The sequence below is a fragment of the Mycolicibacter virginiensis genome (assembly GCF_022374935.2).
Taxonomy (GTDB): domain Bacteria; phylum Actinomycetota; class Actinomycetes; order Mycobacteriales; family Mycobacteriaceae; genus Mycobacterium; species Mycobacterium virginiense.
The window spans coordinates 1,866,619-1,890,305 of record NZ_CP092430.2 but is presented as its reverse complement, the minus strand read 5'-3'; the positions used below and the strand labels follow the sequence as shown (position 1 = coordinate 1,890,305).

Here is a 23,687-nt window from a genome sequence, read left to right as displayed (position 1 = left end):
CCCATGAGTCAGACAGTGCGCGGGGTGATCTCCCGTGAAAAGGGCAAGCCGGTCGAGGTGACCGACATCGTCATTCCCGAACCCGGTGCCAACGACGTCGTCGTCGCCATCACCGCCTGCGGGGTATGCCACACCGACCTGACCTACCGCGACGGCGGTATCAACGACAGCTACCCGTTCCTGCTGGGCCACGAGGCCTCCGGCACGGTTGAGTCGGTGGGATCGGCGGTCACCGCGGTCGCGCCCGGCGACTTCGTGATCCTGAACTGGCGTGCGGTGTGCGGACAGTGCCGCGCCTGCAAGCGCGGCCGCCCGCATCTGTGCTTCGACACCTTCAACGCCTCGGTTCCGATGACGCTGACCGACGGCACCGAGCTCACCCCGGCGCTGGGCATCGGGGCGTTCGCCGACAAGACCCTGGTTCACGAAGGTCAGTGCACCAAGGTCGATCCGAGCGCTGACCCCGCGGTGGCCGGGCTGTTGGGCTGCGGCGTGATGGCCGGTCTGGGCGCCGCGATCAACACCGGCGGCGTCACCCGCGATGACACCGTCGCGGTGATCGGGTGCGGCGGTGTGGGCGACGCCGCGATCGCCGGGGCGGCCCTGGTGGGTGCCCGGCGCATCATCGCGGTCGACACCGACAACACCAAGCTGAATTGGGCGCGTGAATTCGGCGCCACCCACACCATCAACGCCCGCGAGCTCGACCCGGTGGAGACCATCCAGGATCTGACCGACGGTTTCGGTGCCGATGTGGTGATCGACGCCGTCGGGCGTCCGGAGACCTGGAAGCAGGCTTTCTACGCACGCGACCTGGCCGGAACCGTTGTGCTGGTGGGAGTTCCGACCCCGGACATGCAGCTGGAGATGCCGCTGATCGACTTCTTCTCCCGCGGCGGTTCGCTGAAGTCCTCCTGGTACGGCGACTGCCTGCCCGAGCGCGACTTCCCCACCCTGATCAGCCTTTACCTGCAGGGCCGGCTTCCGCTGGACAAGTTCGTCTCCGAACGCATCGGGCTGAACGATGTCGAGAAGGCGTTCGGACGCATGCACGGCGGCGAGGTACTGCGGTCGGTCGTGGTGCTATGACCTCTGCCAGTCCGATTCAGCGGGTCATCACTCACGGCACATTCGAACTCGACGGCGGCAGTTGGGAAGTCGACAACAACATCTGGATCGTCGGTGACGATTCCGATGTGGTGGTCTTCGACGCAGCCCACGACGCCGCTCCGATTATCGAAGCCGTCGGCGGGCGCAACGTGGTGGCGGTGGTGTGCACGCATGGCCACAACGACCACATCACGGTGGCACCTGAGCTGGGTCGGGCGCTCGACGCACCGGTGCTGCTGCACCCTGGCGACGACATGCTGTGGCAGATGACGCACCCGGACAGCGACTTTCGGGCTGTGGCCGACGGCGACACGCTCACTGTCGGAGGCCTGGAATTGCGGGCGCTGCACACCCCCGGCCACTCGCCGGGCTCGGTGTGCTGGCATGCACCGGAGCTGGGCGCGGTATTCAGCGGCGACACCTTGTTCTGCGGCGGCCCGGGGGCGACCGGCCGCTCGTTCTCGGACTTCCCGACGATCCTGGCGTCGATCTCCGGGCGGCTCGGCGAACTGCCGGCCGACACCGTCGTCTACACCGGGCACGGCGACAGCACGCGCATCGGTGACGAATTGGTCCACTACGACGAGTGGGTGGCGCGCGGCCACTGACGATGCGCGCCTAGTGCCCGCGCAGGATTCGCCGCTTCTCTTCGGCGAACTCCTGCTCGGTCAGCGCTCCCGAATCACGCAGCGCCGTTATCGTTTTGAGCTGCTCGATCCGGATTCCTTCGCCCTCGGGCACGAACCTGTCGTGGCTCAATTCCGTTCCCGTGCCGACCGTCTCCACCGTGGGGCGGCGACGGCGGGCCGCCAACATCCGACCAGCGATCAGATCTACGAGCCCCAGAACGAAGATCACCGGAAACACCCACAGCAGCGTCGATTGGCCGGCGGGCTTGCCGAAGGCCAGCCGCGGAGCGATATAGGCGCCGACCTGCCCGTCGGTGGCGATCTGGTAGTCGCCGGCCTCGGCCACGTATATCCGCCACAGCCGCCGCCGGGCGTCGTTGTTGACCGTGGTGGTCATCCCGACGCTTTCCTGGAACTCCGGATCGGGCACGCCGTCCGGCGGTGTCACCGTCACGCTGATCGGTGGGACGGGCAGTCCACCGCCGGTGGGACTTGAGATGACCCGGGTGTGCAGATTGACCGTCACCTCGCCCGCCGGCAGATGCACCCTGCCCGAGCCCGGGATCGGCACTTCGCCATAGGCGTCGTAGCGGTCCAGCACAAAGACGTTGAGAATCAGCGCGACCACGAAGCCGATCACCCCAATGGTCATCAGGCCGGCTGCCACCACGATCGGAATGCGTCCGATCGCCCGCTGTGCGCCCACTTACGGAAGTGTGCCACGGATCGCCGATGCCGCTACCGTCAGTGGTGGATATCGATGACGGTCTCGCCGGGTCGGAGGTGCCATGCCAGAGTCGAGCATCGTGGTCCGCCCCGAGCCCGGCGGCGCTCCCTCGAACCGGTTGCAGGCGGCCGGACTGGCCCACGCGACCGGTGTTTTCGCCCAGCTCGCGGCGACGGTTCCGCTGCCCGCCGCGCCGCGGCCGATCGTCGTCGCCGACTATGGCGCCGCCACCGGCTACAACTCACTGCTTCCGATCGGGGCCGCCATCGCGGCGTTCCGAAGGCGAACCCGGACCGACCATGCCGTGTTGGTCGTCCATACCGACCTGCCGGACAACGACTTCACCGCGCTGTTCACCACGCTGGCTGACGATCCCGACAGCTATGCCCGCAAGGACACCGCCAGCTTCCCCTCGGCGATAGGCCGGTCGTTCTACAGCCAGATCCTGCCCTCGCAGAGCGTGAACCTGGGCTGGACGTCCTGGTCGACCATGTGGCTGCGCCGGCCCGCCGGGGAGCTGCCCGAGTTCGCCGACCACGTCCATGTCGAGCACAGTGACGACGACACCGCGCGGCGCGTCTACACCCGCCAGGCCGCCCAGGATTGGCATGACTTCGTGGCGTTTCGCGGCCGGGAGCTGAGTCCGGGCGGCAAGCTGCTGGTGCTGACCGCCGCCGTCGATGCCGCCGGCCGATCGGGTTACGGGCCGCTGCTCGATGCGATCGTCGCGGTTCTTGACGAGCAGGTGCGCGATGGCGCACTGACTCGTGATGAGGTGGCCCGCATGTCGATTCCGGTGCTCGGCCGCAGTGAGAAGGAACTTCGTGCGCCGTTCGCGCCCGCGGGGCGGTTCGAGTCGCTGACGATCGAGCGGTTGGAGGTGTTCGACGCCGAGGACCGGTTCTGGGACCGATACCTGCTCGACGGCGATGCGGTCGCACTCGGCACCCATTGGGCCGCCTTCGTCAGCGCTGCCGTCTTCCCCACGCTGGCCTCCGCATTGGCCGGCGGCACCGACGATCCGCGCGCGGCCGACTTCGTGCGTCATCTCGAGGCCGGCGTCGCCGCCCGGCTCGCGAGCAACCCCCAGCAGGTGCAGATTCCGCTGGCCCTGATCGTTCTAGCCAAGCAGCGCTAGGGGCTGACCGGACTCTCGGTGGGTTCCGGCGCCGAGCTCTCGGGAATCTCGGGCAGGCTCGGCGAAATGGGTTCGGGGCTGGGCGCGAACGCCGGGGGCGGCTCGAACGTCGGGGACGGTGCGGTGGTGGTTGTCGTCGACGACACCGTCGTCAGCTCGCTCGGGCCAGGTCCGGTGTCGGCGGCATGGCGCAGCACCAGCACGGCAACCGTGCCCAGCAACATCGCGACCAGCGCAGCCAAGATCACCACCGGGACCGGCCGGCGATACCACTCCACGCCGCCGCCCTGGCCGCCGATCTCCTCGGGTTCCGGTGCGACGGGCTGGCGCGGCGCGGCGGGCACCGGGCGCGCTGGCGGTGGCGGTGGCGTCACCAACGGTTGCAGTCCCACCTCCGGGACGCTTTCGGGCACCGGTGGCGGAGCGTGCTCCGGCGGCGGCGCCGACTCCGGGAACGGCGGCGGCGCCACCGTCACCGGCGTCTTCTTCGGGATGGCAACCACATTGCCGGCCACGCTCAGCGCGGCGCCGATGGCCGCCGTCAACTGGGGTCGTGGCGAGCTGATTACGGCGACCCCGAAGCGTTGCGACAGACCGGTCGTGACCGTCGGCATGTTCGCCCCGCCGCCGACCGACACGATCGCCGACAGCGCATCGGGAACAATCTCGTTGTCGTCCAAGGTGTTCTGCAACACGGTGTAGAAGCCCTCGAGCGGCTGGCGCAAGGCCTCGTCGAGTTCTACCCGGGTCAGCCATACCCCGCCGTGGAATCCCGCGAGTTCGGCCACCGTCTCAGACGACAGCTGCTCCTTAGCATCACGGCACTGGCTGCGCAGCCGGGTCAGCGACCCCACCGTCGGAGGCCCGTCGCCGTTGCCACCCAGATCGGCAACCACGTGATCCAGCAGCGCCTGGTCGATCACATCGCCGGAAAAGACGGTGCTGCGCCGGGTTGCGCCGATCGGTTCGAAACCGCGCTCCGCGTCGACGAGGGTGACGTTGGTTCCGCTCCCCCCGAAATCACACACCGCGATGATCCCGTGATCGGGTAGGCCCGGGTTCGCTTGCAGCGCAGTCAAAGCTGCCGTCGTGTCAGAGATCAGCGACACCGGATGCTGCGCCCACTCCGAAACCCGCCCCAGCGCGGTGCGCAGGGCGCCGACGGCGTCACGTGACCAGTGCGCGGGATAGGTGACCGCTACCGCCGGCGGAATCGGACGTCCCTCGGTCACCGCGTACGCCAAGGCATGCAACCCATCTGCGAGCAGCTGCTCGGGACGGTGGGTAGATCCGTCGCTCGCCACCACCGGACAGCCGCCGCCGACGCGATCCACGAAATCGGTCACTACGAGCCCACGGTCGTGCAGTTCGGAACTCACCGCGGAATTCTCCGAGGGCATGCCGATTTGGGATGGCCGATCCCGGAACAGGGTCAGCACGGGCCGACGGGTGATCGCACGATCGGCGGTGACCGCCGCCAATGTGGTTGCCCCGACGGACATCCCCAACGCGGGGCCTGTCTCTTGCGCCATGCTGTCCCATCCACGGTGTCATCCGGCGGTCAGAGCACACCGGTCTACGTAATTTTACCGAGGGATGTTCGATATACCCCGCATTGCAGCGCCGTTGGTGCGCCGGAGAAGTCACGCCGAGGGCTGCCGCAGACGTCTAGCATCTGGTCGTATGCGAGCGCCGGGCCACGGTGCATCCCGCCCGGCGTTGAGTGCCTGGCGGTTCGTCACGGTGTTCGGCACCGTCAGTCTGCTGGCCGATTTCGTCTACGACGGCGCCCGTTCCATCACCGGGCCGCTGCTGGCGTCATTCGGCGCGACCGGCCTGGTGGTCGGCACGGTGACCGGAATCGGCGAGGCCGCCGCGCTGGGCCTGCGACTGGTGTCGGGGCCGCTGGCCGATCGGAGCCAACGCTTCTGGGCTTGGACGATTGCCGGATACGCCCTGACGGTGCTCACCGTTCCGCTGCTCGGTGTTGTCGGCACGCTCTGGGTTGCCTGCGCCTTGGTGATCGCCGAACGGGTCGGCAAGGCGGTCCGGAGCCCCGCCAAGGACACCTTGTTGTCGCACGCAACCAGCGTCACCGGCCGGGGCCGGGGATTCGCCGTGCATGAGGCACTCGACCAGGTCGGGGCGGTGATCGGCCCATTGACGGTGGCCGGTGTCCTGGCACTCACCGGCGGTGACTACGCCCCAGCGCTGGGAGTGTTGGCGTTGCCCGGTGCCGCGACGCTGACGCTGCTGGTCTGGCTGCGCCTGCGCGTGCCCGACCCCCGGGACTATGAGCGTTATGAACGCGAGCACGGCGCGGCACAAGCCCACCCGGCACGCGGCCACGTCCGGCGGCTGCCCGCAGCGTTCTGGCGGTATTGCGGGTTCGTCGCGCTCACCATGACCGGTTTCACAACCTTCGGTTTGATGTCATTCCACCTGGTCAACCATGGCTTGCTGCCAGCCGCGGCGGTCCCGGTGCTGTACGCGGCGACCATGGGCGCCGACGCGGTGGTAGCCCTCGCCTCGGGGTGGTGCTACGACCGGTTCGGCGGCAAGGTCGTGTTGGCTCTGCCGATCCTGTCGGCTGCGGTGGTGGTGTTCGCCTTCGCCGGCAGCGTCGCCGCAGCGGTGGCCGGGGCGCTGCTGTGGGGTGCCGCGGTGGGCATTCAGGAGTCGACGCTGCGTGCCGTGGTTGCCGATTTGGTGCCGTCGGGGCGCCGAGCCAGTGCCTACGGGATGTTCGCCGCCGGACTGGGCGCCGCGGCCGCGGTCGGCGGGGCGCTCACCGGTTGGCTCTACGACGTGTCGGTCGGCGCGCTGATCGCGTCGGTCCTGGGGATTCAACTGCTCGCACTCGCGGTCGCGGGCGCCTCCAGGGTTTGCTGGAGACGCGAACGCCAGCCGTCACCCCGAGGACACCCGACGGACATCGCCCGGTAACTGAAGGCCGCTTCCGGCCCGATCTCAGTTGCGACTCAGATCCTCGCTATGAGCTACTCAGCATGTCGCACGACGACGGTCAGCAACCACAGAATATGTTCACTGCCTGGGGTGTCTGCTGCACACGAGGCGCTTCTTATGTCACCATGTACCGGTGAACCCACGACGGATCCTTCGCTCCCTCGGTGTTGTTCTGGCCCTGACTTGGCTGCTGCACAGCACCGTCGCCACCCCTCCCGCTGCCTTCGCAGACCCCTGTCCGGATGTCCAAGTTTTGTTTGCTAGAGGCACCGGCGAGGAAGTCGGTCTGGGCGAGACCGGGCAAGCATTTGTGAACTCGCTCCGAAACCGGCTGCCCGAGCGGCCGGTGGACGTCTACGCCATCGACTACCCGGCCACCAACGACTGGCCGACCGGCATTCAAGGCATCCGTGACGCCACCGCCCACATCGAGGCCACGGCGGCGAATTGCCCCAAGACCAAGATGGTGCTCGGCGGCTTCTCGCAGGGCGCCGCGGTGATGGGCTTCTCGACCGCCAGCGTCATCCCGGACGGGGTGGAAGGGGTCGATATACCACGGCCGATGCCCCCGGAAGTGGCTGACCACGTCGCCGCCGTGGTGCTCTTCGGAACCCCGAACGACCGGGCGATGAATTTCCTCGGCCAACCGCCCTTGGTCATCGGCCCGGCATACACCGCCAAGACCATCCAGCTGTGCGCGCCCGAGGACCCGGTCTGCTCCGAGGGACTGAACTTCTCCGCACACGCTCCCGGCGCCTATGACGGCATCGCGGACGAGGGCGCCGCGTACGCGGCAAACCGCCTTTAACCTCCGTTTTCGCTCCGCGCGGCCGACTTTGCGGTTTGCTGATTCGCCACCCGCAGGCCAGTGGCGAGCGAGACATGTCAGCATTTAGGGATGAATTTGCGTAACACTGTTCGCACCTTCGCGGCCGCGGCGATGCTCACCGGAACCCTGGTGGCCGCTCCGGTGGGCCTGCCCCTCGCAACCGCAGAGCCCTGCCCGGACGCCGAAGTGGTGTTCGCCCGCGGCTCCGGCCAGCCCGTCGGGCTCGGTGACGTCGGTGACGCGTTCGTCGGCTCCCTGCAGGAGCAGCTGGCCGGCCTCAACGTGAACGTCTACCCGGTCGAGTACCCGGCGAGCACGGACTACCGCAACAGCGCGGTGCTCGGTGAGTCTGACGCCACCGCCCACATTCAGGCCACGGTCGCCAACTGCCCCAAGACCAAGCTCGTGCTCGGCGGCTACTCCCAAGGCGCCAGCGTCATCGCCATGTCCAGCAATGCGCTGCCGGCGCCGGTGGCCAACCACGTGGTCGCGGTGGCACTGTTCGGCCCGCCGTCGAGCCCGTACTCCACCTCGTTGTGGGGCGGCCCGCTGCCGGTCCTCGCCTCCTCTTACCGCCCGAAAACCATCGACTTCTGCCTGACGGGCGATATCTACTGCGAGGACAGCGGAAGCGTCGTCCCGCACCTGATGTACGTGCAGGACGGCAAGACGGTGGAGGCCGCGACATTCGTGGCGAGCCGGCTCACGGCCGTCCAGAGCGTCAACTAAGCCGACACACTCAGAACAGGGTCGGGATCCGCGCATCGATCAGGTGCGGCCCCGGTTCTGCGACGGCGCGGCGGAACTGTTCGGCGAGTTCCTCGCAGGTGGTGGCCACCGTGGCCGGCACCCCGAACCCCTCGGCGATCTTCGCGAAGTCCATGTTCGGCCGCGACAGGTCGAGTAGGTCGTTTGCTTTCGGGCCACCGCCTTCGGCACCCACCCTGGCCAGCTCCAGGCGCAGGATCGCATAGGAGCTGTTGTTGATCAGCACCGTGGTCACGTTGAGGTTCTCGCGTGCCATCGTCCACAGCGCGGAGATGGTGTAGGCCGCACTGCCGTCGGCCTGCAGCGCGATCACCGGCCGGTCGGGTGCGGCCACGGCCGCGCCGAGCGCGACCGGCAGTCCCTGCCCGATCGCCCCGCCGGTGAGCGTGAGCACGTCGTGGCGTGGTGCCCCGGCCGTGGCCGCGGGCAGCATCAGACCCGAGGTGTTGGACTCATCGGAGATGATCGCGTTGTCGGGCAGCAGCGCTCCGATCACCTGCACCCAGTTCTGCGGGGTGAGCTGCCCAGACGGAAGTTCGGGGACGGCGGCGGGTGCGGGCCGCGGCGGCACCCCGGCGGCCACCGCTTCGGCCAGCTGCTCCAGAGCGGCCACCACGTCGGTCTCGAGGCCGGCCAGGTTGTGCACGACGCAGCCCTCGGGAACCAGGTCGCTGGCCTTGCCGGGGTAGGCGAAGAACGACACCGGAGCCCGGGTGCCGGCCACCACCAGGTGCTTGATGCCGTCGAGTTGGAAGGCTGCCTGCTCGGCCAGGTAACCAAGCCGGTCGATCGCCGGGACCCCTGCGCCCCGGACCAGCCGGGCCGGGAACGTCTCGACCAGAGCACGAGCCCCGGTTGCGGCGACGATCCGGTCAGTGGCCTCCAACGCACGCACATCGGCGACGGCGGGTCCGCCGATCAGGATTGCCACCGGCTCGCCGCTGCCCAACACGGCCGCGACGTCGGCGACGGCCTGTGCGTCGGGAGCGGCCGCGGGGACCGGGTCGACCGGTCCGGCCGCCTGCGCCCCGTCTTCCCAGGAGATATCGGCGGGCAGAATCAGGTTGGCAACCTGCGCCGGGCTGGACATCGACTCCGCGACCGCTTCGGCGGCATCGCGCCCGACGTCGTCACCGGAGTTGGTACGGCGCACCCAGCCGTGAGTCCAGTCGGTCAGGGGTTCGATGTCGGATTCCAGGGGTGCGTCGTACTTCTTGTGGTAGGTGGCGTGGTCCCCGATGACGTTGACCACCGGCACGTGCGCGCGGCGGGCGTTGTGCAGGTTGGCCAGACCATTGCCCAGGCCGGGCCCCAGGTGCAGCAGGGTGGCAGCCGGCTTGGCGGCCACCCGGGCGTACCCGTCCGCGGCACCGGTCACCACGCCTTCGAACAGGCACAGCACCCCGCGCATCTGCGGCACCGAGTCCAAGGCGGCGACGAAATGCATCTCGGAGGTACCGGGGTTGGCGAAGCAGACCTGCACCCCGCTGTCGACCAAGGTGGCGATCAGGGCCTGTGCTCCGTTAGTCATGTGGCTGCCTTTCTGGACGGGCACCGAAGTATGCGGCGTGCGCGATCTGCTGCCTATAGAAGCACGCCCGGATTGAGGATCCCGGCGGGGTCGAAGGCATCCTTGATGCGGCGCATCAGGGCGATCTTGGCCGGGTCCTCCAGCTCCAGGAAATGCTGCGTCTTGACCCGTCCCAGACCGTGTTCACCGGAGATGGCGCCGCCGAGGTCCATCGCGGCCGCGAAGATGTCGTGCAGCAGCCGGTGGCGGACCTCGTCGTCGGCGCAAAACACCGCCAGGTGGACGTTGCCGTCACCGGCGTGTCCGCAGCCGACCACTCCGGCACCGACCGCCCCCGCGAATCCTTGTGCCTTGGTGAGAAATTGGTGCATCTCGGACCGCGGGACCACTACGTCGATGACGTCGTGGGCGCCGGCGGCCTTGGCTGTCCAGAACGCCTTCTCCCGGGCCTCGATCAGGGCATGCGCTGAATTGCCTTCCAACACATAGACATCGTCGGCGCCGAGCGAGGCCAGCAGTTCGCCCAGCATGGCCACGTCGTCGTCGAGGCGGTCGCGGTCGCGGTTCTCCACCCCCACCACCAGGTAGGCCTCCGCGGTCTCACGCACCGCGTCGGGGATGCCCAGGTTCAGGTTCTGCGAGTAGCTGATCGCGGCCAGAGTGAGCTTGTCGACGTATTCGAGGATCACCGGGTCCACCCCGCTGCGCACCACCGCCGGCACCGCGCGCATCACCGCGGGCAGGTCGCGGAACGGCGCCAGCAACGTGGCGGAGTGCCCGAGCCGCGGGTAGAGCCGCACCGTGACCTCGGTGGCCAGCGCGCAGGTGCCCTCCGAACCGATGATCAGCTGGGTCAGGTCATAACCGGTGGACAGCTTGGTGATTCGCCCGCCGGTGCGGATCAGCTCGCCGGTAGGCAACGCGGCCTGCAGGCCGAGCACGTTGTGCCGCGTCACCCCGTATTTGACCGCGCGCATACCGCCGGCGTTGGTACCGACGTTGCCTCCGACACTGGCGGACAGTTCCCCGGGGAAGACGGTGTACATCAGGCCCGCCTCGGCCGTCGCGGCGTCGAGGTCGGCCAATGTGACACCAGGTTGCACCACCGCGACCTGATTGTCGGTGTCGATCTCCAGGATCGCATTCATCCGCTCGAAGGAGATCAGCAGACCGTCGGGGCACGGCCGCGCGCCGGCCGACATGCCGGTGCCCGAACCGCGGGCCGTGACCGGGACCTTCGCCTCGGTTGCCGCGGCCAGCAGCGCCGCAACCTGCTCGGCGGTCTGCGGGCGGGCAACGTAGCTCGGCATCACCGGGGTTCCGACCAGCGCCTCGTCATGGGCATAGTCGGGGCCGATCTGCTCACCGGTGAGCAGTGCGCCTGCTCCGACGATGTCGGCGAACGTCTGCGCCACATCAGTGCCTACCGCGCCCATCCGTACCTACCTCCCGAAACCGGCGTTACGCAGCGCGTCGGCCATCGACCCGCTGGGGCGACCGCTGTCGCGGCTCCGGCCGGAACCGCCGTCGCGCTGCCCGCCCCGATTCTGCTTCCCGGTTTCGCGCCGGGGAGCCGATTTCGCGCCGCCGCCCGCCTTCGGCTCGTCTTTGAGTCGCAGACTCAGGCCGATCCGCTGCCGATCGACATCGACCTCGAGCACCTTGACCTTCACGACCTGACCCGATTTCACCACCTCATGCGGGTCGGAGACGAAGCGATCGGCCATGGCCGAGACGTGCACCAGACCGTCCTGGTGCACCCCGACATCAACGAAGGCGCCAAAGGCCGCAACATTGGTGACCACACCTTCCAGGACCATGCCCACTTTGAGGTCGGCCACTTTCTCCACGCCCGCGGCGAACGTCGCTGTGGAGAACGCCGGCCGCGGGTCGCGTCCCGGCTTCTCCAGCTCGGCGAGGATGTCGGTCACGGTAGGGACCCCGAACCGGTCGTCGGCGAAGTCGCCGGGTTTCAGCGACCGCAGCACTCGCTCGTCGCCGATGATCTCGGCCAGCGAAACGCCCGAGCGGTCCAGGATGCGCCGGACCACCGGGTAGGCCTCGGGGTGCACTCCCGAGGAATCCAGCGGGTCGTCGCCGTCGCGGATGCGCAGGAACCCGGCGCACTGCTCGAATGCCTTGGGGCCCAACCGTGGTACGTCGAGGAGAGCGGCCCGATTTCGGAACGGTCCGCTCTGGTCGCGGTGCGCCACGATGGCTTCGGCCAGCGACTCCGACACCCCCGACACCTTGGCCAGCAGCGGGGCCGAGGCGGTGTTGAGGTCGACGCCCACGGCGTTCACCGCGTCCTCGACCACCGCATCGAGGCTGCGCGCCAGGGTTCCCGGTGTCACGTCGTGCTGGTACTGACCGACACCGATCGACTTCGGTTCGATCTTGACCAGTTCGGCCAGTGGATCCTGCAGCCGCCGCGCGATCGACACCGCCCCGCGCAGCGTGACGTCCAGGTCGGGAAGCTCGTGGGCGGCATAGGCCGACGCCGAGTAGACCGACGCGCCGGCCTCGCTGACCATCGCCTTGACCGGTGCCGGGGCGCCGGCGCTCTTGAGGTCGGCGATCAACTCGGCGGCCAGGGCGTCGGTCTCGCGCGACGCGGTGCCGTTGCCGACCGCGATCAGGTCCACACCATGGCGGGCCACCAGTGCGGCCAGCGCCGCCTTGGCCTGATCCCATTGCTTCTGCGGTTGGTGCGGGAAGATCGCGCAGGTGTCGACGACCTTGCCGGTGCCGTCGACGACGGCGACCTTCACCCCGGTACGAAAGCCGGGGTCGAGGCCGAGTGTGGTGCGGTTGCCCGCCGGCGCTGCCAACAACAGGTCTTTGAGGTTCTTGGCGAACACCGCCACCGCGTCCTGCTCGGCACGTTGACGCAACCGCATCCGGGCATCGACTGCCGCCGAGAACGCCAGCCGGGTGTCCCATGCCCACCGCACGGTGTCGGCCAGCCAGGGCGTGGCCGGGCCGGAAGCGGTCATGTTCACGCCCAGCGATTTGGCGACCATCGCCTGGTAGGGCTCGTTGTCGCCACCGTCGAAGGCCAGTGCCAAGGCATCTTCCTTCTCGCCGCGCAACACGGCCAGCACCCGGTGTGACGGCATGGTCTCCAGTGCTTCACTGAACTCGAAATAGTCCCGGAATTTTTGTGCCGCGGCACTTTTCGCCGCCTCTTCGGAGCGCGGCATCGTCCGCAGCGAGCCCGCTGACCAGAACTTCTCCCGGACCGCACCCACCAGCTCGGCGTCCTCGGCGGCACGTTCGACCAGAATCGCGCGGGCACCCTCCAGTGCGGCCGCGGCGTCGGCGACCTCCTCGCCGGTGTACTCCGACGCGAGCTGCTGGGGGTCCAGTGCGGGGTCCGCGAGCAGCCGGTCGGCCAGCGGCTCCAGGCCCGCCTCACGCGCGATCTGCGCCTTGGTGCGTCGCTTGGGCTTGTAGGGCAGGTAGATGTCCTCCACGCGGGCTTTGGTGTCGGCCGACAGCAGCGCGTTTCGCAGCGCGTCGGTGAGCTTGCCCTGCTCCTCGATCGAGGACAGCACCGCGGCCCGACGGTCGTCGAGCTCACGCAGGTAGCGCAGCCGCTCTTCCAGGGTGCGCAGCTGCCCGTCATCGAGGCTGCCGGTGGCCTCTTTGCGGTAGCGGGCGATGAACGGAACCGTCGCCCCCTCGTCGAGCAGCGCGACGGCCGCCGCGACCTGACGTTCGGCTACTTCCAGTTCGTCAGCAAGGCGGGCATTCACCGGTTTGAGGGTCACGTTCGCGGTCACGCCGACGGACCCTACCGAACGCCGCTGACAGTTCCCGGGTGCGGCACGGCGTGGCTTTTGACCGCGCGCAGGATGGCTACGATGCCGTCCACGTCGGCCTCGCCGAACATCCCGATAGAAGTCGGCATGCGTTCTATAGAGCGTTAACGACGAGCTCGATCTCGATCCAGCGCTGAGGGATGCACCGGCAGCCACACTCCGGGTTCACACGCTGCCAGTTTTTGCCGCGTCGAGGACGACGACGTGGGCGGATCGTCGCGCTGCACGCGACCTATGGGATCTCTGGACGTTGGGTCAACTCGGAGCCATTGATGCGTGAGCGGCGAACCTCTTCGACCAACATGGCCCGACCAACAGGCGTCCCGAACCGCATCTGTTCACAGCGGCGCCGTCGGACGCCGAATGGCAACGGCAACTTGCCGGACAAACCCACATCACCGTATCCGCACACGATGCCCTCGAAGCAGTACTGAATGTTTGGGGGCAGGTCACGGAGGCCGGCTAGCGTCGAACCGGGCGTTTCATCCACAGTTGCCCGATTCATCCACAACCAACCGTTCGACCTCCGGTATTCGCACAATTGTTCGATACGTTGGAGGTGTGTCCGAGCCCGATCAGGTCCTCCCTCCCGCCGCGGCGGCGCGCGCAGCCATCCGCGCGGACCTGACACTGATCGACGACGCCCAGGCCCGGCTCCGCTGCGCCGACACCGACATCGTCGGCAACGCGTTTCGCGTGGAAGTCGCCGAACGCCTCGAAACCCAGCACAGAGTCAATCGCGGCCTGTCCTATCGCATCTTCGGCGAGATCGCCGACCCGGCCGACGGCCCCGACGATCCCCGACTGCCCGCCGACACCAAGATCACGGACCTGCTGTGGTCGCGCCTGCGCATCACCCGCGCCGAGGTCCGGCGCCGGTTCCGCATCGCCGCCCGTATCCGGCCGCGGCGCAACCTGACCGGACCCCCGACCCCGCCCGAACTTCCCGAAGTCGCCGCCGCTGTCGAGGATGGCCGTATCGGCGATGACCACATAAAGGCGGTCGCGAAAGCCCTCGACGAGCTACCCGCGAAAGTCGCACCGGCCGATCGCGAGGCTGCCGAAAGGACTCTGGTGCGCCACGCCACCGAACAGGACGCCGTCTTCGTGACCGCACTCGGTCACGCCATCGCCGATCACCTCAATCCCGACGGCAACTTCACCGACGAAGACCGGGCACGGCGGCGCAACCTCGTCCTGGGCCGTCAAGGTCCCGATGGAATGAGCAAGCTGAACGGCTGCATCGACCCGGAAACCCGCGCCTACCTCGAAGCAGCCATCGCTGCGGTCCGGCCCGGCCACCGCCAACCCGACGGCGCCACCGAACGCGATACCCGATCATCGGGGCAACGCGACCACGACGCCCTCAAACTGGCGCTGCGACATGGCATCGAGTCCGGCGCCATGGGCACTCACCGCGGCGTTCCGGTGACCGTCATCGCCGTCACCAAACTCGCCGACCTCGACCAGGCGGTCCGCGCGATGGCCGACCCGGACGTCCCGATGCCGCCTGCGGCCCGCACCGGTGGTGGCAGCCGCCTTCCGATGCGTGACCTGATCAGCATGGCGGCCAACTCGATTCACTACCTGGCAGTCTTCGACGACCACTCAGAGCGGCCGCTGTATCTGGGCCGCAGCAAGCGCATCGCCACGTTGGATCACAGGATCATCTGCCACGCCCGCGACCGCGGATGCACCAGACCGAACTGTCCGGAGCCCGGCTACCACTGCGAGGTCCACCATTCGACCGATTGGGCACGCGGCGGGCGCAGCAATCCCGACGAGCTCTATTTCGCCTGCGGCGGCGACCACGGCGGTGCCACCCGTGGCGATCTACAGACGATGGTCACCGAGCAAGGTCGACTGGCCTGGACCGACGGAACAGCCCCACCGCGGATCAACCATCTCCACCACCCGGAGGAACTCCTCGACGAGGATGAGGATCCATAGCCGCGACTTCAGGTATCGCGGCCCGAACCGCGAGAAGATGGCACCGTGACGACCTACGCCGAGATCCGCAACAACGCGCCGCTGTGGCCGGGCGTGATGGACCGCTCGCTGCTGGGCAACCGGCAGGCACAGGCCGCCCTGTACCTGGCCGACATGGCCAAACGAGGCAAGTGGAGCACAGTGATCCGGGAACTCGACCGCGGCGATCATGTGGTCGATGTCAAGGCCTGGCGGCCCGGCGGCAAGACCTGGCTGACGGTGCTGCATCAGGCCGGCTGGCACGGCGCGTCTGCCGATGTCGCGTCCTGGCTGATCGAGCAGGGTGCGCTGCGCTCGCAGCCGGATGCCGCCGGTCGCACCGCCTATGACCTGGCCGTCGAACACCAACGGTCCGCCGAACTGCTGGAGGTGCTCAAGCCTCCCCCGGCCGCCCTTGACCCCGACCGGGTCGCCGCGCTCAACTTCCAGCTCACCGCCGTGATCGACGACCTGATCCAACACCTGTTCCGCGACGGCGACCTGCGCCAGATGCTCCGCTATCCCCCCGTCGAGGTGCTGCACGAGCTACCCAGAAGACAACTGTGGTTCCCGGTGCCCTACCTGTGGGGCGGGTTTCGGATCGGGCTGCGCGATAACGACATCGAAGTGGTCGGCGGCTATCGAGAACTCGACCCGGTCGGCGATGTGCACGTCGCGACGGTCGGTTACCTCATCACACCCGAGGGCCCGTCGCAGGTTTACGAAGGCTACGAGTGACCGCTGATTTCGCGCAACTGGCCCTTGGCGATCTTGCCGCCGGATGAACGCGGCAACTCGTCGATGACGACAAGGCGTTCCGGCAGCAGCTCTTTGGACACCCCGAGGGCCAGCAGATGCTCGACGAGTTCGGCCAATTCCAAGGTGCCGGCGCGCGCCACCTCCGCGAGTTCGACGTAGACGCACACCTTCTCGCCGAACACTTCGTCGCGCATCGGCACCGCGGCCGCCACCGCGATCGCCGGATGAGTCATCACCGCGTCTTCGACCTGGGCGGCGCTGATGTTCTTGCCGCCGCGCAGAATGAAATCCGAGGTCCGCCCGGTGACACTGAGATAGCCGTCGGCGTCGATCTCGCAGATGTCGCCCATGCGCATCCAGCCGTCGGTGGTGAACAGCTTGTCGTGATCGACGCCGTTCAAGTAGCCGAGGCTGGTGGCCGGCCCCCGGCAGGCGGGCTGCCCACGGCCGGTGTCGGTCACGTCGGTGTTGCCGTCCTCGCCGCCGAACAACCGGACCGCCATCTCGCCGACGATTCGCCCACCGGTACGCAACCGCCGCTCCAACGAGTCGTCGAGCGTGGTGGCGCTGAGCACGCCAGTCTCATTGGATCCGTAGAACTGCAGGATTTTCGCCCCGGTCAGCTCCTCGAACTCCGCGGCCGGCCGGTAGGGCAACGCCTCGCCGCCGGTGAACACCACCCGCAACGAGCTCAAGTCGAACTCGCGGCTAGCCGGATCCGCCATCATCATGGTCAATTGAGTGCTGACACAGCACAATACCGTGACCCGATGGGCAGCAATCGCGGCGCAGGTCGCGGCTGCGGTGAAGCGGTCCAACAGGATTGCCGTGGCGCCGAGGTGGATCGGAGTGGTGTGGCTGGTCCAGAGCCCGAAACCGAACGGCGTGGGAATGATCGGCAAGAAAACATCATCGGGGCTCAACTCCCCGTTGGCGACTGCCAGCTGGTGAAAGTAGTGCCAGCGATTCTGGGTGTGCACCACACACTTGGGCAGCCCGGTGGTGCCGGAAGTGGAGTTGATCAAGAAGACGTCATCGGCGCCGAGTTGCGGACCCGGTACCCCGATCTCGGCGGCCTGCAGCTCATCGATGCTCAGCGTTGCGATCTCGAGTCCTGCCGCGGCGGCGTGCCGCTGCTCATCGGTGATCAGTAGCTGGGCCTGCGAAGCGGTCAGAATCGCAGCCACCTCGCGAGTTCCGGCCCGGGCACCGATACCGACCACGATGGCCCCGCAGCGCTCGATCGCCACGAACAGCACATGGATGGCCACGGCATCGCGATGCCAGACCGCGATCCGGTCTCCGGTGCGCACTCCGGCACCGGCCAACCGCGCCGCCAATACGTCTGCCGCGGTGTCGAATTCCTGCCACGTCAAGCCCGCGCCGAGATAGTCCACATAGGCGTCCCGGGCGGGGAACTGCTGGGCGTTGCGGCGCACCGCGTCCGACAGCGTGGTCTGCGACCACCAGCCGACGGCGTGATAGCGGGCCGCCTCGGCGGCGGTGTAGGCCGGTGTATCCCAGTGGGGCACGGGCTACCTCCGGTCAGTAGATGTAGTCTTCGCCGCTGGCTCGCACGGTGATGTCACTGATGCTGATGCCCCAGGGCTGGTCGATGACGTGCACCACCGCCTCGGCGAGGTCTTCGGGGGTGATCAGCCAGTACTTCACCGAGTCGATGTCGGTCTGCTCAGGGTCCAGGGTGCCCTCGGCGAACGCGGTGACCGACCGCATGTAGCTCTCACCGCGGGATCCCACGATGCCCATGATCGCGGAGCCGTTGACCACGCCTCTGCCGAGATTGGTGCCCAGCACACCGGTCGGCTTGACCGTGGTCACCTTGATCTTTCCCTTCGCCTCGCTGCGCAGCGAGTCCGACAGGACGGCGACCGCGGCCTTGGTCGCGCTGTAGACCCCCGAGCCGGCCACACCTGCGTTGCCGTAGATCGAGGAGATGTTGACGACGTGACCGCGGCCCTGCTCGATCATCTGGTCGTAGACGGCTGAAATGCCGTTCACCACACCCTTGATGTTGATGTCGATCGCCCGGTGCCAGTGCTGCCAGGCCTTGTCGTGATCGGCGAAATAGGCCAGTGGCATCACACCGGCATTGTTGACGATGACGTCCACCGCACCGAAGGTCTGCACCGCATGCTGCACGGCGGCCTTCATCTGTTCGATGTCGGTGACGTCGGCGACCTGATAGGTGCCCGACAGGCCGGCCTCGCGGATCCCGTCGAAGACCGCCGCAAGGTTCTCGGCGCCGATGTCCACGCCGACCACGCGGGCTCCGGCGGCGGCGCACTTCTCGGCGATCAGTTTGCCGAATCCGCCACCCGCACCGGTGATGACGACGACCTTATCCTGCAGGTGCTGCGACATAGTCGGCCAGTTTAGGTGGCCGCTGTCGCCCCAGGTGCCACCGCCCGATTTGCTCGGCGACAGGCGGCGCGTTCGAACGCCCGGTGACAGGTCCGGACGCTATGGTCACTTCGTGAAGCGTCGAACGGCACTGGGGCTCCCCCTCCTGCTGGCGGCGGGTCCCACCTTGAGCCGGCTGCCGCGCGCCGGCGCGGACCCCGGCCGGTGGTCGATCGACCGGGTGAACCGCTGGTATCAGGCGCAGGGTTGGCCGGTCGGCTCCAACTACATCACCTCCACCGCAGTCAATCAGCTCGAGATGTTTCAGCCGGGCACCTTCGATCTGCGGCGGATCGACTCCGAGTTGGGCTGGGCCCGATCGGCAGGCTTCAACACCGTGCGGGTGTTCCTGCATGACCAGCTGTGGGCCGCCGATCAGCGGGGTTTCCAGTACCGGCTGGGCCAGTTCGTTGCGGTCGCCGCGCGCCACCGCATCAAGCCGATGTTCGTACTGTTCGATTCCTGCTGGGACCCGCACCCCAAGGCCGGACCACAGCTGGCCCCGCGAGTCGGCATCCACAATTCACGATGGGTGCAGAGCCCCGGCGCCGACCGGCTCGGGGACCGCAACTACTACCGCACCCTGCACGACTACGTCACCGGTGTGATGACTCAGTTCCGGTACGACGAACGGATCCTGGCCTGGGACCTGTGGAACGAGCCGGACAACATGGCCCGCGAATACAGCGCCGTCGAACGGTCGGACAAGCTGGATTACATCAGTGACCTGCTGCCCCAGGTGTTCAGTTGGGCCCGCTCGGTCGATGCCCGTCAGCCGTTGACCAGCGGCATCTGGGAAGGCTCGCGTCAGGGCAGCACGATCGTCAACACCCAACTCAACAGCTCCGACGTCATCACGTTCCACTCGTACGACAAGCCGGCGACGTTCAGTGAGCGCATCGCCGAACTGGCGCCCTTGGGCCGGCCGATGATGTGCACCGAATATCTGGCGCGTACCCGCGGCAACACCATCGACGGGATTCTGCCCATCATGAAGCGCCACAATGTGGGCGCCTACAACTGGGGCTTCGTCGCCGGGCGAACCCAAACCTACCTGCCGTGGGACTCCTGGGATAACCCCTACACCGCCGAGCCGCAGACCTGGTTCCACGATCTGGTGCAACCCACCGGTCGCGCATACCGGAATCTGGAGATCATGACGATCAGCAACCTCACCGGCCGCTGACCGGCTGATAGCGGCGCGGTTCAGTGATGAAATCATTGGCGGCAATATCGTCGTGAGGAGTCGGTGATGAGCGAGACCGCGTCGGGTTCGCGGGCTGGGTCACGGGTGGGGCGCTACCTCCTGAAACGACTGCTGGGACGCGGAACCACCGGTGAGGTGTACGAGGCGGTCGACACGCAGAAGGACCGCACCGCTGCGCTCAAACTGCTGGCGCCGGCGTTGGGCGGGAACCCGGCGTTCCGGGAATGGCTGCAGCGCGAGGCGCTGGTCGTCGGGCGGGTTCAGGAGCCGCACGTGGTCCCCGTCCGCGACTACGGCGAGCTCGACGGCCAGGTGTTCATCGATATGCCGCTGGTGGCCGGTGCCGACTTGGCCGCGGTGTTGAAGCGCAACGGGGTACTGCCTCCCTCGCGTGCGGTGAACGTGGTGTGGCAGGCGGCGTCGGCCCTGGATGCCGCGCACAGCGCCGGCGTGATCCACCGCGGCATCAAACCGCGCAACATCCTGCTGACCGGTGATGACTTCGTCTATCTGGTGGATTTCGGGTTGGCCGGCGCGCCCGGGGCCGAGGCGGCCGATGCCGAGAACGCCGGTGCCCGCTGGAAGTACGCGGCGCCGGAGCTGTTCTCCGGCAGTGACTTCGGGCCGGCCGTCGACGTCTATGCGCTGGCATGTGTGCTCTACCAGTGCTTGACGGGTTCGCCGCCCTACCGAGCCGACAGCCTCAAGATGCTGGCCAACGCGCATCAGACCAAACCGATTCCGCGGCCCAGTCTGGCCGGCGCGACCATCCCGGCCGCGTTGGACGAGGTCGTCGCCAAAGGTATGGCCAAGGATCCGCAGAACCGTTATGCCAACGCCGCGGAGCTGGCGACCGCGGCCTATCAGGCGCTCAGCGCGCCCGACCAGCACCGGACGCTGCAGATCTATGAGGCCAGTCAGCAGTCGACTCCGCCGCTGCTCGAAGTGCCACCGCCCGGCGCGCCGCCGGTGGTACCGGACGAGGCGACAGCAGCCGAGTCGTCGGCACCGCCGGCTGCGGCCGCCGAGGTTGCCCCGGCCCCGGTGCGTGAGGTGCCGCCGGCGCCCGAGGTGCAACCAACCCCGCCGCCGGTCCAGCCCGCCCCGATTCCGGAACCCGTGTCCGCCGCCCGCCCCACCGGGCAGTCCGGCCTGCCCCGGGTCTCGACGGCCGCCGACGACTGGTTCAGCGCGTCACGGCGACTGCGGCTGCACCACGACCCCGCCAAACGCAAGCTGCTGCTGCGCCTCGGGGCGGCACTGATCGTGGTCGTCGGGTTGATCACCTGGATGACGAACCGATCGGGTTCTGACGAACTGGCCGCCGACACCGACACCTCGCAGTCCGCCGCCGGGGCGAGTCAACCCACGACGACGGTGTCGTCGGCCGAGGCGCAGGCTCGTCTGCTCAAGCTGCTGCCGTCGGGCTATCCGCAGGACACCTGTACGTCGTCCGCGCCGACGGGCGGGGCCATCGCCGAAGTGACGTGTGGTCGCAACACCGACGTCGACGGCCCGCCCGCTGCGACTTACGCACTGTTCCCCGATGCCACGGCGCTGCGCCAGAGCTTCGACAACACGGTGCAGTCCACCACCGTCGTCAACTGCCCGGGCCGGATCCAGTCTCCGGGGGCCTGGCACCGCACCGCCACCCCGGACAAGACGGCCGGAACACTGCTGTGCGGCATGCGGCAGGGGTCGCCCGTACTGGTCTGGACCAACGACGCCAACCTGGTGATCGGCTCACTGCGAACGGAACGAAACACACCCACGCTGGAGCAGTTCTACGCCTGGTGGAGTTCGCACTCCTGATCGTCGATCCCGAAACACGAACAACCGCAGCTGTCAAATCCGTTAGGATTTTCGACTTGGAGTCCCTGCGTCACCTGCGAGATCCAGTCGAACCGAGGAGTCAACCCATAATGAAGTTCTTCACTACTGCCGTGGCAGCCGCGGGCGCGTTGGCCGCAGCCGGAGCCGTCACCGCCGCGACCGCCAGCGCGGACGCCGGCGACGTCGCCCCCTCGACCCACCCGATCGGCACCCAGGGCACCGTGGAGAACGGCGGTGTCATCCAGGGCTGGACCGTCAGTGACCTGCGGCCCAGCTCCGACGCCATCCCCTACCAGCCGCGCGGCACCCTGTGGGAGGCAACCGCCACCGACGTGGCCATCCAGGGCAACGTCACCCCGGTGATCGCTAACCTCGGCGCGCGCTCGGCGAGCGGTCAGACCTACCCGGCGCTGTTCACGGTGGCCAGCGCGCAGGGCGTCAACCCGGCCAACCTGACGCAGGGACAGCAGACCAGCGGCAAGGTCTACTTCGACGTCACCGGCGACGTGCCCAACAGCGCGGTCTACCAGGGCGCCGGCCAGGACCTGCTGGTCTGGACCCCGGCCGCGCCGACCACTCCGGCCGGCGGTTCGTCGGGTCCGGCGGCTACCGGTTCGCAGCGGCCTTCCGGCCCGGCGGCCACCGGCACCAAGCCTGCCCAGCCGGGCACCCAGGGCGCCCCGGCCGCTACCGAGACCACGCCGGCCGCTGCCGGAAGCCAGGGCACCCCCCTGCCCGCGAGCAGCCAGGGCACCCCGCTGCCGGCCGAAGCCGGCGGCACGCCGGCCGCTGCCACCGGCTCGGAGGTTCCGGCCGCCACGGGCACCTCGGGCTCGCAGACCCAGGGCAGCGCGGACGCCTCGACTTCGGCCGGCGGCCCGGCGCCATCCGCGCAGCAGACCCCGGGTACGCCGGCCCAGTCCGAGGCGTCGGCCGCCGCCGGCAGCTCGGGTACGCCGCTGCCCGCGGAAGCGCCCGGCGCTTCGACCACGGAGGCCACCGGCACGTCCGGTACGGCCGGCTCGGCGGGCACTGGTTCGGAAGGCACCACGTCGGCTGCCGCCGGAAACCAGGGCACGCCGCTTCCGGCCGCCCCCGGTACCCCCGCCGCCAGCGGCGCGAGCGGCTCGACCACGTCGAACTGACCGAAGTTCATAGCCAATCCGGCCCGGCCTCCTACCGCGAGGTCGGGCCGGTCTCGTTCCTGGGTAGCCTGGTCCCCAGCTCGCTAGGATTGAAGTACTTGAGTACCAATGTCGTCGGCATGCAGCCGATTTGAGGAGACACTCCGATGAAGTCCATCTCGACCGCCCTGGCCGCGGGAGCACTGGCCGCCGCGGGCGTCCTCAGCACCGGGATCGCCGGCGCGGATCCTGACCCGGCTCCTGCCCCGGCAACCCAACCGATCGGCACGCAGGGAACCGTGCCCGAAGGCCCCGGCGTGCACGGCTGGACCATCAGCGATCTGCGCCCCAGCTCGGACGCGATTCCCTATCAGCCGCGTGGAACCCTGTGGGAGGCCACCGCCACCGACGAGGCTATCCAGGGCGCCGTTTTCCCGATCGTCGCCAACCTCAGTGCCCGTTCGGCCAGCGGCCAGAACTACCAGGCTTTGTTCACCGTGCCCACCGCACAGGGCATCGCTCCCGCAGCCCTGACTCAGGGCCAGAAGGCCAGCGGCAAGGTCTATTTCGACGTCACCGGCGACGCACCGAACAGCATGGTGTACCAGACCGGCGGCAACGATCTGATTCGCTGGGTGGCCCCGGCTCCGCAGGCGCCGGCGCAGCCGCAAGCACCCGCGGGCGGCTCCCAGCTCCCGGCGAACGGTGGCAGTAACCGGGCACCTGCCGCACCGGCTCGTCCCCCGGCGTCGCGGCCCGCGCACCCCACACCGTCAGCTCCGCCGTCCGGCAGCTCCGGGACACCGCTGCCCGAGGGCAGTTCCGGGACCCCGCTGCCCTGATTCAGCGGCT

General features: G+C 68.3%; 19 protein-coding genes and 1 pseudogene. 13 read left to right on the top strand and 7 right to left on the bottom strand.

Annotated elements, in window-relative coordinates; genetic code table 11:
• Nucleotides 1–3 precede the first annotated feature (3 nt).
• Nucleotides 4–1,089, top strand: a complete 1,086-nt coding sequence (locus tag MJO54_RS09135; RefSeq protein ID WP_046282506.1) for an S-(hydroxymethyl)mycothiol dehydrogenase — start codon at nt 4–6, stop codon at nt 1,087–1,089.
• Entirely contained in the window at nt 1,086–1,718 is a 633-nt protein-coding gene (locus MJO54_RS09130) for an MBL fold metallo-hydrolase (RefSeq protein ID WP_046282507.1), read from the top strand. Before MJO54_RS09135 ends, MJO54_RS09130 begins: the two co-directional genes overlap by 4 nt.
• Nucleotides 1,719–1,728: 10 nt before the next feature.
• Here MJO54_RS09130 and MJO54_RS09125 read toward each other — a convergent pair whose 3' ends face one another.
• Nucleotides 1,729–2,445 carry an SHOCT domain-containing protein gene (locus MJO54_RS09125; protein WP_046282508.1) on the bottom strand — a complete coding sequence of 239 codons (717 nt, stop codon included), beginning with the start codon at nt 2,443–2,445 and terminating at the stop codon, nt 1,729–1,731.
• A gap of 82 nt (nt 2,446–2,527) precedes the next feature.
• Between MJO54_RS09125 and MJO54_RS09120 the strand changes: the two genes are divergently transcribed.
• Nucleotides 2,528–3,604: a class I SAM-dependent methyltransferase gene (locus tag MJO54_RS09120; RefSeq protein ID WP_046282509.1), complete on the top strand. Its 1,077-nt coding sequence runs from the start codon at nt 2,528–2,530 to the stop codon at nt 3,602–3,604.
• On the opposite strand, the gene MJO54_RS09115 is transcribed toward MJO54_RS09120, so the two are convergent.
• The gene (locus MJO54_RS09115) at nt 3,601–5,136 is read right to left on the bottom strand and encodes an Hsp70 family protein (RefSeq protein ID WP_052741079.1); all 1,536 of its coding nucleotides are present in this window, start codon (nt 5,134–5,136) and stop codon (nt 3,601–3,603) included. The genes MJO54_RS09120 and MJO54_RS09115 overlap by 4 nt on opposite strands.
• A 151-nt stretch (nt 5,137–5,287) precedes the next feature.
• On the opposite strand from MJO54_RS09115, the gene MJO54_RS09110 reads away from it, so the two are divergent.
• From MJO54_RS09110 to MJO54_RS09100, 3 genes are all read left to right on the top strand, one after another.
• A complete protein-coding gene (locus tag MJO54_RS09110; protein ID WP_046282510.1) occupies nt 5,288–6,550 on the top strand; it encodes an MFS transporter in 1,263 nt (420 codons plus the stop codon).
• A 154-nt stretch (nt 6,551–6,704) separates the two neighbouring features.
• The gene (locus tag MJO54_RS09105) at nt 6,705–7,379 is read left to right on the top strand and encodes a cutinase family protein (RefSeq protein WP_052741080.1); all 675 of its coding nucleotides are present in this window, start codon (nt 6,705–6,707) and stop codon (nt 7,377–7,379) included.
• Between the two features lie 90 nt (nt 7,380–7,469).
• A complete protein-coding gene (locus tag MJO54_RS09100) occupies nt 7,470–8,129 on the top strand; it encodes a cutinase family protein (protein ID WP_082108005.1) in 660 nt (219 codons plus the stop codon).
• A 10-nt stretch (nt 8,130–8,139) separates the two neighbouring features.
• On the opposite strand, the gene MJO54_RS09095 is transcribed toward MJO54_RS09100, so the two are convergent.
• The 3 genes from MJO54_RS09095 to MJO54_RS09085 are packed head-to-tail and all read right to left on the bottom strand — an operon-like array spanning nt 8,140 to nt 13,484.
• The gene (locus MJO54_RS09095) at nt 8,140–9,699 is read right to left on the bottom strand and encodes an acetolactate synthase large subunit (RefSeq protein ID WP_046282511.1); all 1,560 of its coding nucleotides are present in this window, start codon (nt 9,697–9,699) and stop codon (nt 8,140–8,142) included.
• Between the two features lie 53 nt (nt 9,700–9,752).
• A complete protein-coding gene (locus MJO54_RS09090) occupies nt 9,753–11,135 on the bottom strand; it encodes an FAD-binding oxidoreductase (RefSeq protein ID WP_046282512.1) in 1,383 nt (460 codons plus the stop codon).
• A 6-nt stretch (nt 11,136–11,141) separates the two neighbouring features.
• A complete protein-coding gene (locus MJO54_RS09085) occupies nt 11,142–13,484 on the bottom strand; it encodes a Tex family protein (RefSeq protein WP_046282513.1) in 2,343 nt (780 codons plus the stop codon).
• A 163-nt stretch (nt 13,485–13,647) separates the two neighbouring features.
• Between MJO54_RS09085 and MJO54_RS09080 the strand changes: the two are divergent.
• From MJO54_RS09080 to MJO54_RS09070, 3 genes and pseudogenes are all read left to right on the top strand, one after another.
• Nucleotides 13,648–13,803 (top strand): annotated as a pseudogene (locus MJO54_RS09080) (nucleotidyl transferase AbiEii/AbiGii toxin family protein); the annotation flags it as partial.
• 281 nt (nt 13,804–14,084) lie between these two features.
• Entirely contained in the window at nt 14,085–15,473 is a 1,389-nt protein-coding gene (locus tag MJO54_RS09075; RefSeq protein ID WP_046282514.1) for an HNH endonuclease signature motif containing protein, read from the top strand.
• A gap of 45 nt (nt 15,474–15,518) precedes the next feature.
• Nucleotides 15,519–16,229, top strand: coding sequence for an ankyrin repeat domain-containing protein (locus tag MJO54_RS09070; protein WP_052741081.1), 711 nt, complete (start codon nt 15,519–15,521; stop codon nt 16,227–16,229).
• On the opposite strand, the gene MJO54_RS09065 is transcribed toward MJO54_RS09070, so the two are convergent.
• Entirely contained in the window at nt 16,220–17,782 is a 1,563-nt protein-coding gene (locus MJO54_RS09065) for a class I adenylate-forming enzyme family protein (protein WP_046282515.1), read from the bottom strand. The two genes, MJO54_RS09070 and MJO54_RS09065, sit on opposite strands and share 10 nt — an antisense overlap.
• 13 nt (nt 17,783–17,795) lie before the next feature.
• Complete coding sequence (locus MJO54_RS09060; RefSeq protein ID WP_046282516.1) at nt 17,796–18,632, bottom strand: SDR family oxidoreductase; 837 nt, start codon at nt 18,630–18,632, stop codon at nt 17,796–17,798.
• A gap of 112 nt (nt 18,633–18,744) precedes the next feature.
• On the opposite strand from MJO54_RS09060, the gene MJO54_RS09055 reads away from it, so the two are divergent.
• The 4 genes from MJO54_RS09055 to MJO54_RS09040 all read left to right on the top strand — a co-directional run bounded on the left by MJO54_RS09055 (nt 18,745) and on the right by MJO54_RS09040 (nt 23,677).
• Nucleotides 18,745–19,857: a glycoside hydrolase 5 family protein gene (locus MJO54_RS09055; RefSeq protein ID WP_046282517.1), complete on the top strand. Its 1,113-nt coding sequence runs from the start codon at nt 18,745–18,747 to the stop codon at nt 19,855–19,857.
• A 66-nt stretch (nt 19,858–19,923) separates the two neighbouring features.
• Entirely contained in the window at nt 19,924–21,690 is a 1,767-nt protein-coding gene (locus MJO54_RS09050; RefSeq protein ID WP_240175822.1) for a serine/threonine-protein kinase, read from the top strand.
• Between the two features lie 110 nt (nt 21,691–21,800).
• The gene (locus tag MJO54_RS09045) at nt 21,801–22,856 is read left to right on the top strand and encodes a DUF1942 domain-containing protein (RefSeq protein WP_052741082.1); all 1,056 of its coding nucleotides are present in this window, start codon (nt 21,801–21,803) and stop codon (nt 22,854–22,856) included.
• Nucleotides 22,857–23,002: 146 nt separating this feature from the next.
• A complete protein-coding gene (locus tag MJO54_RS09040) occupies nt 23,003–23,677 on the top strand; it encodes an MPT63 family protein (RefSeq protein WP_046282566.1) in 675 nt (224 codons plus the stop codon).
• Nucleotides 23,678–23,687: the final 10 nt, after the last annotated feature.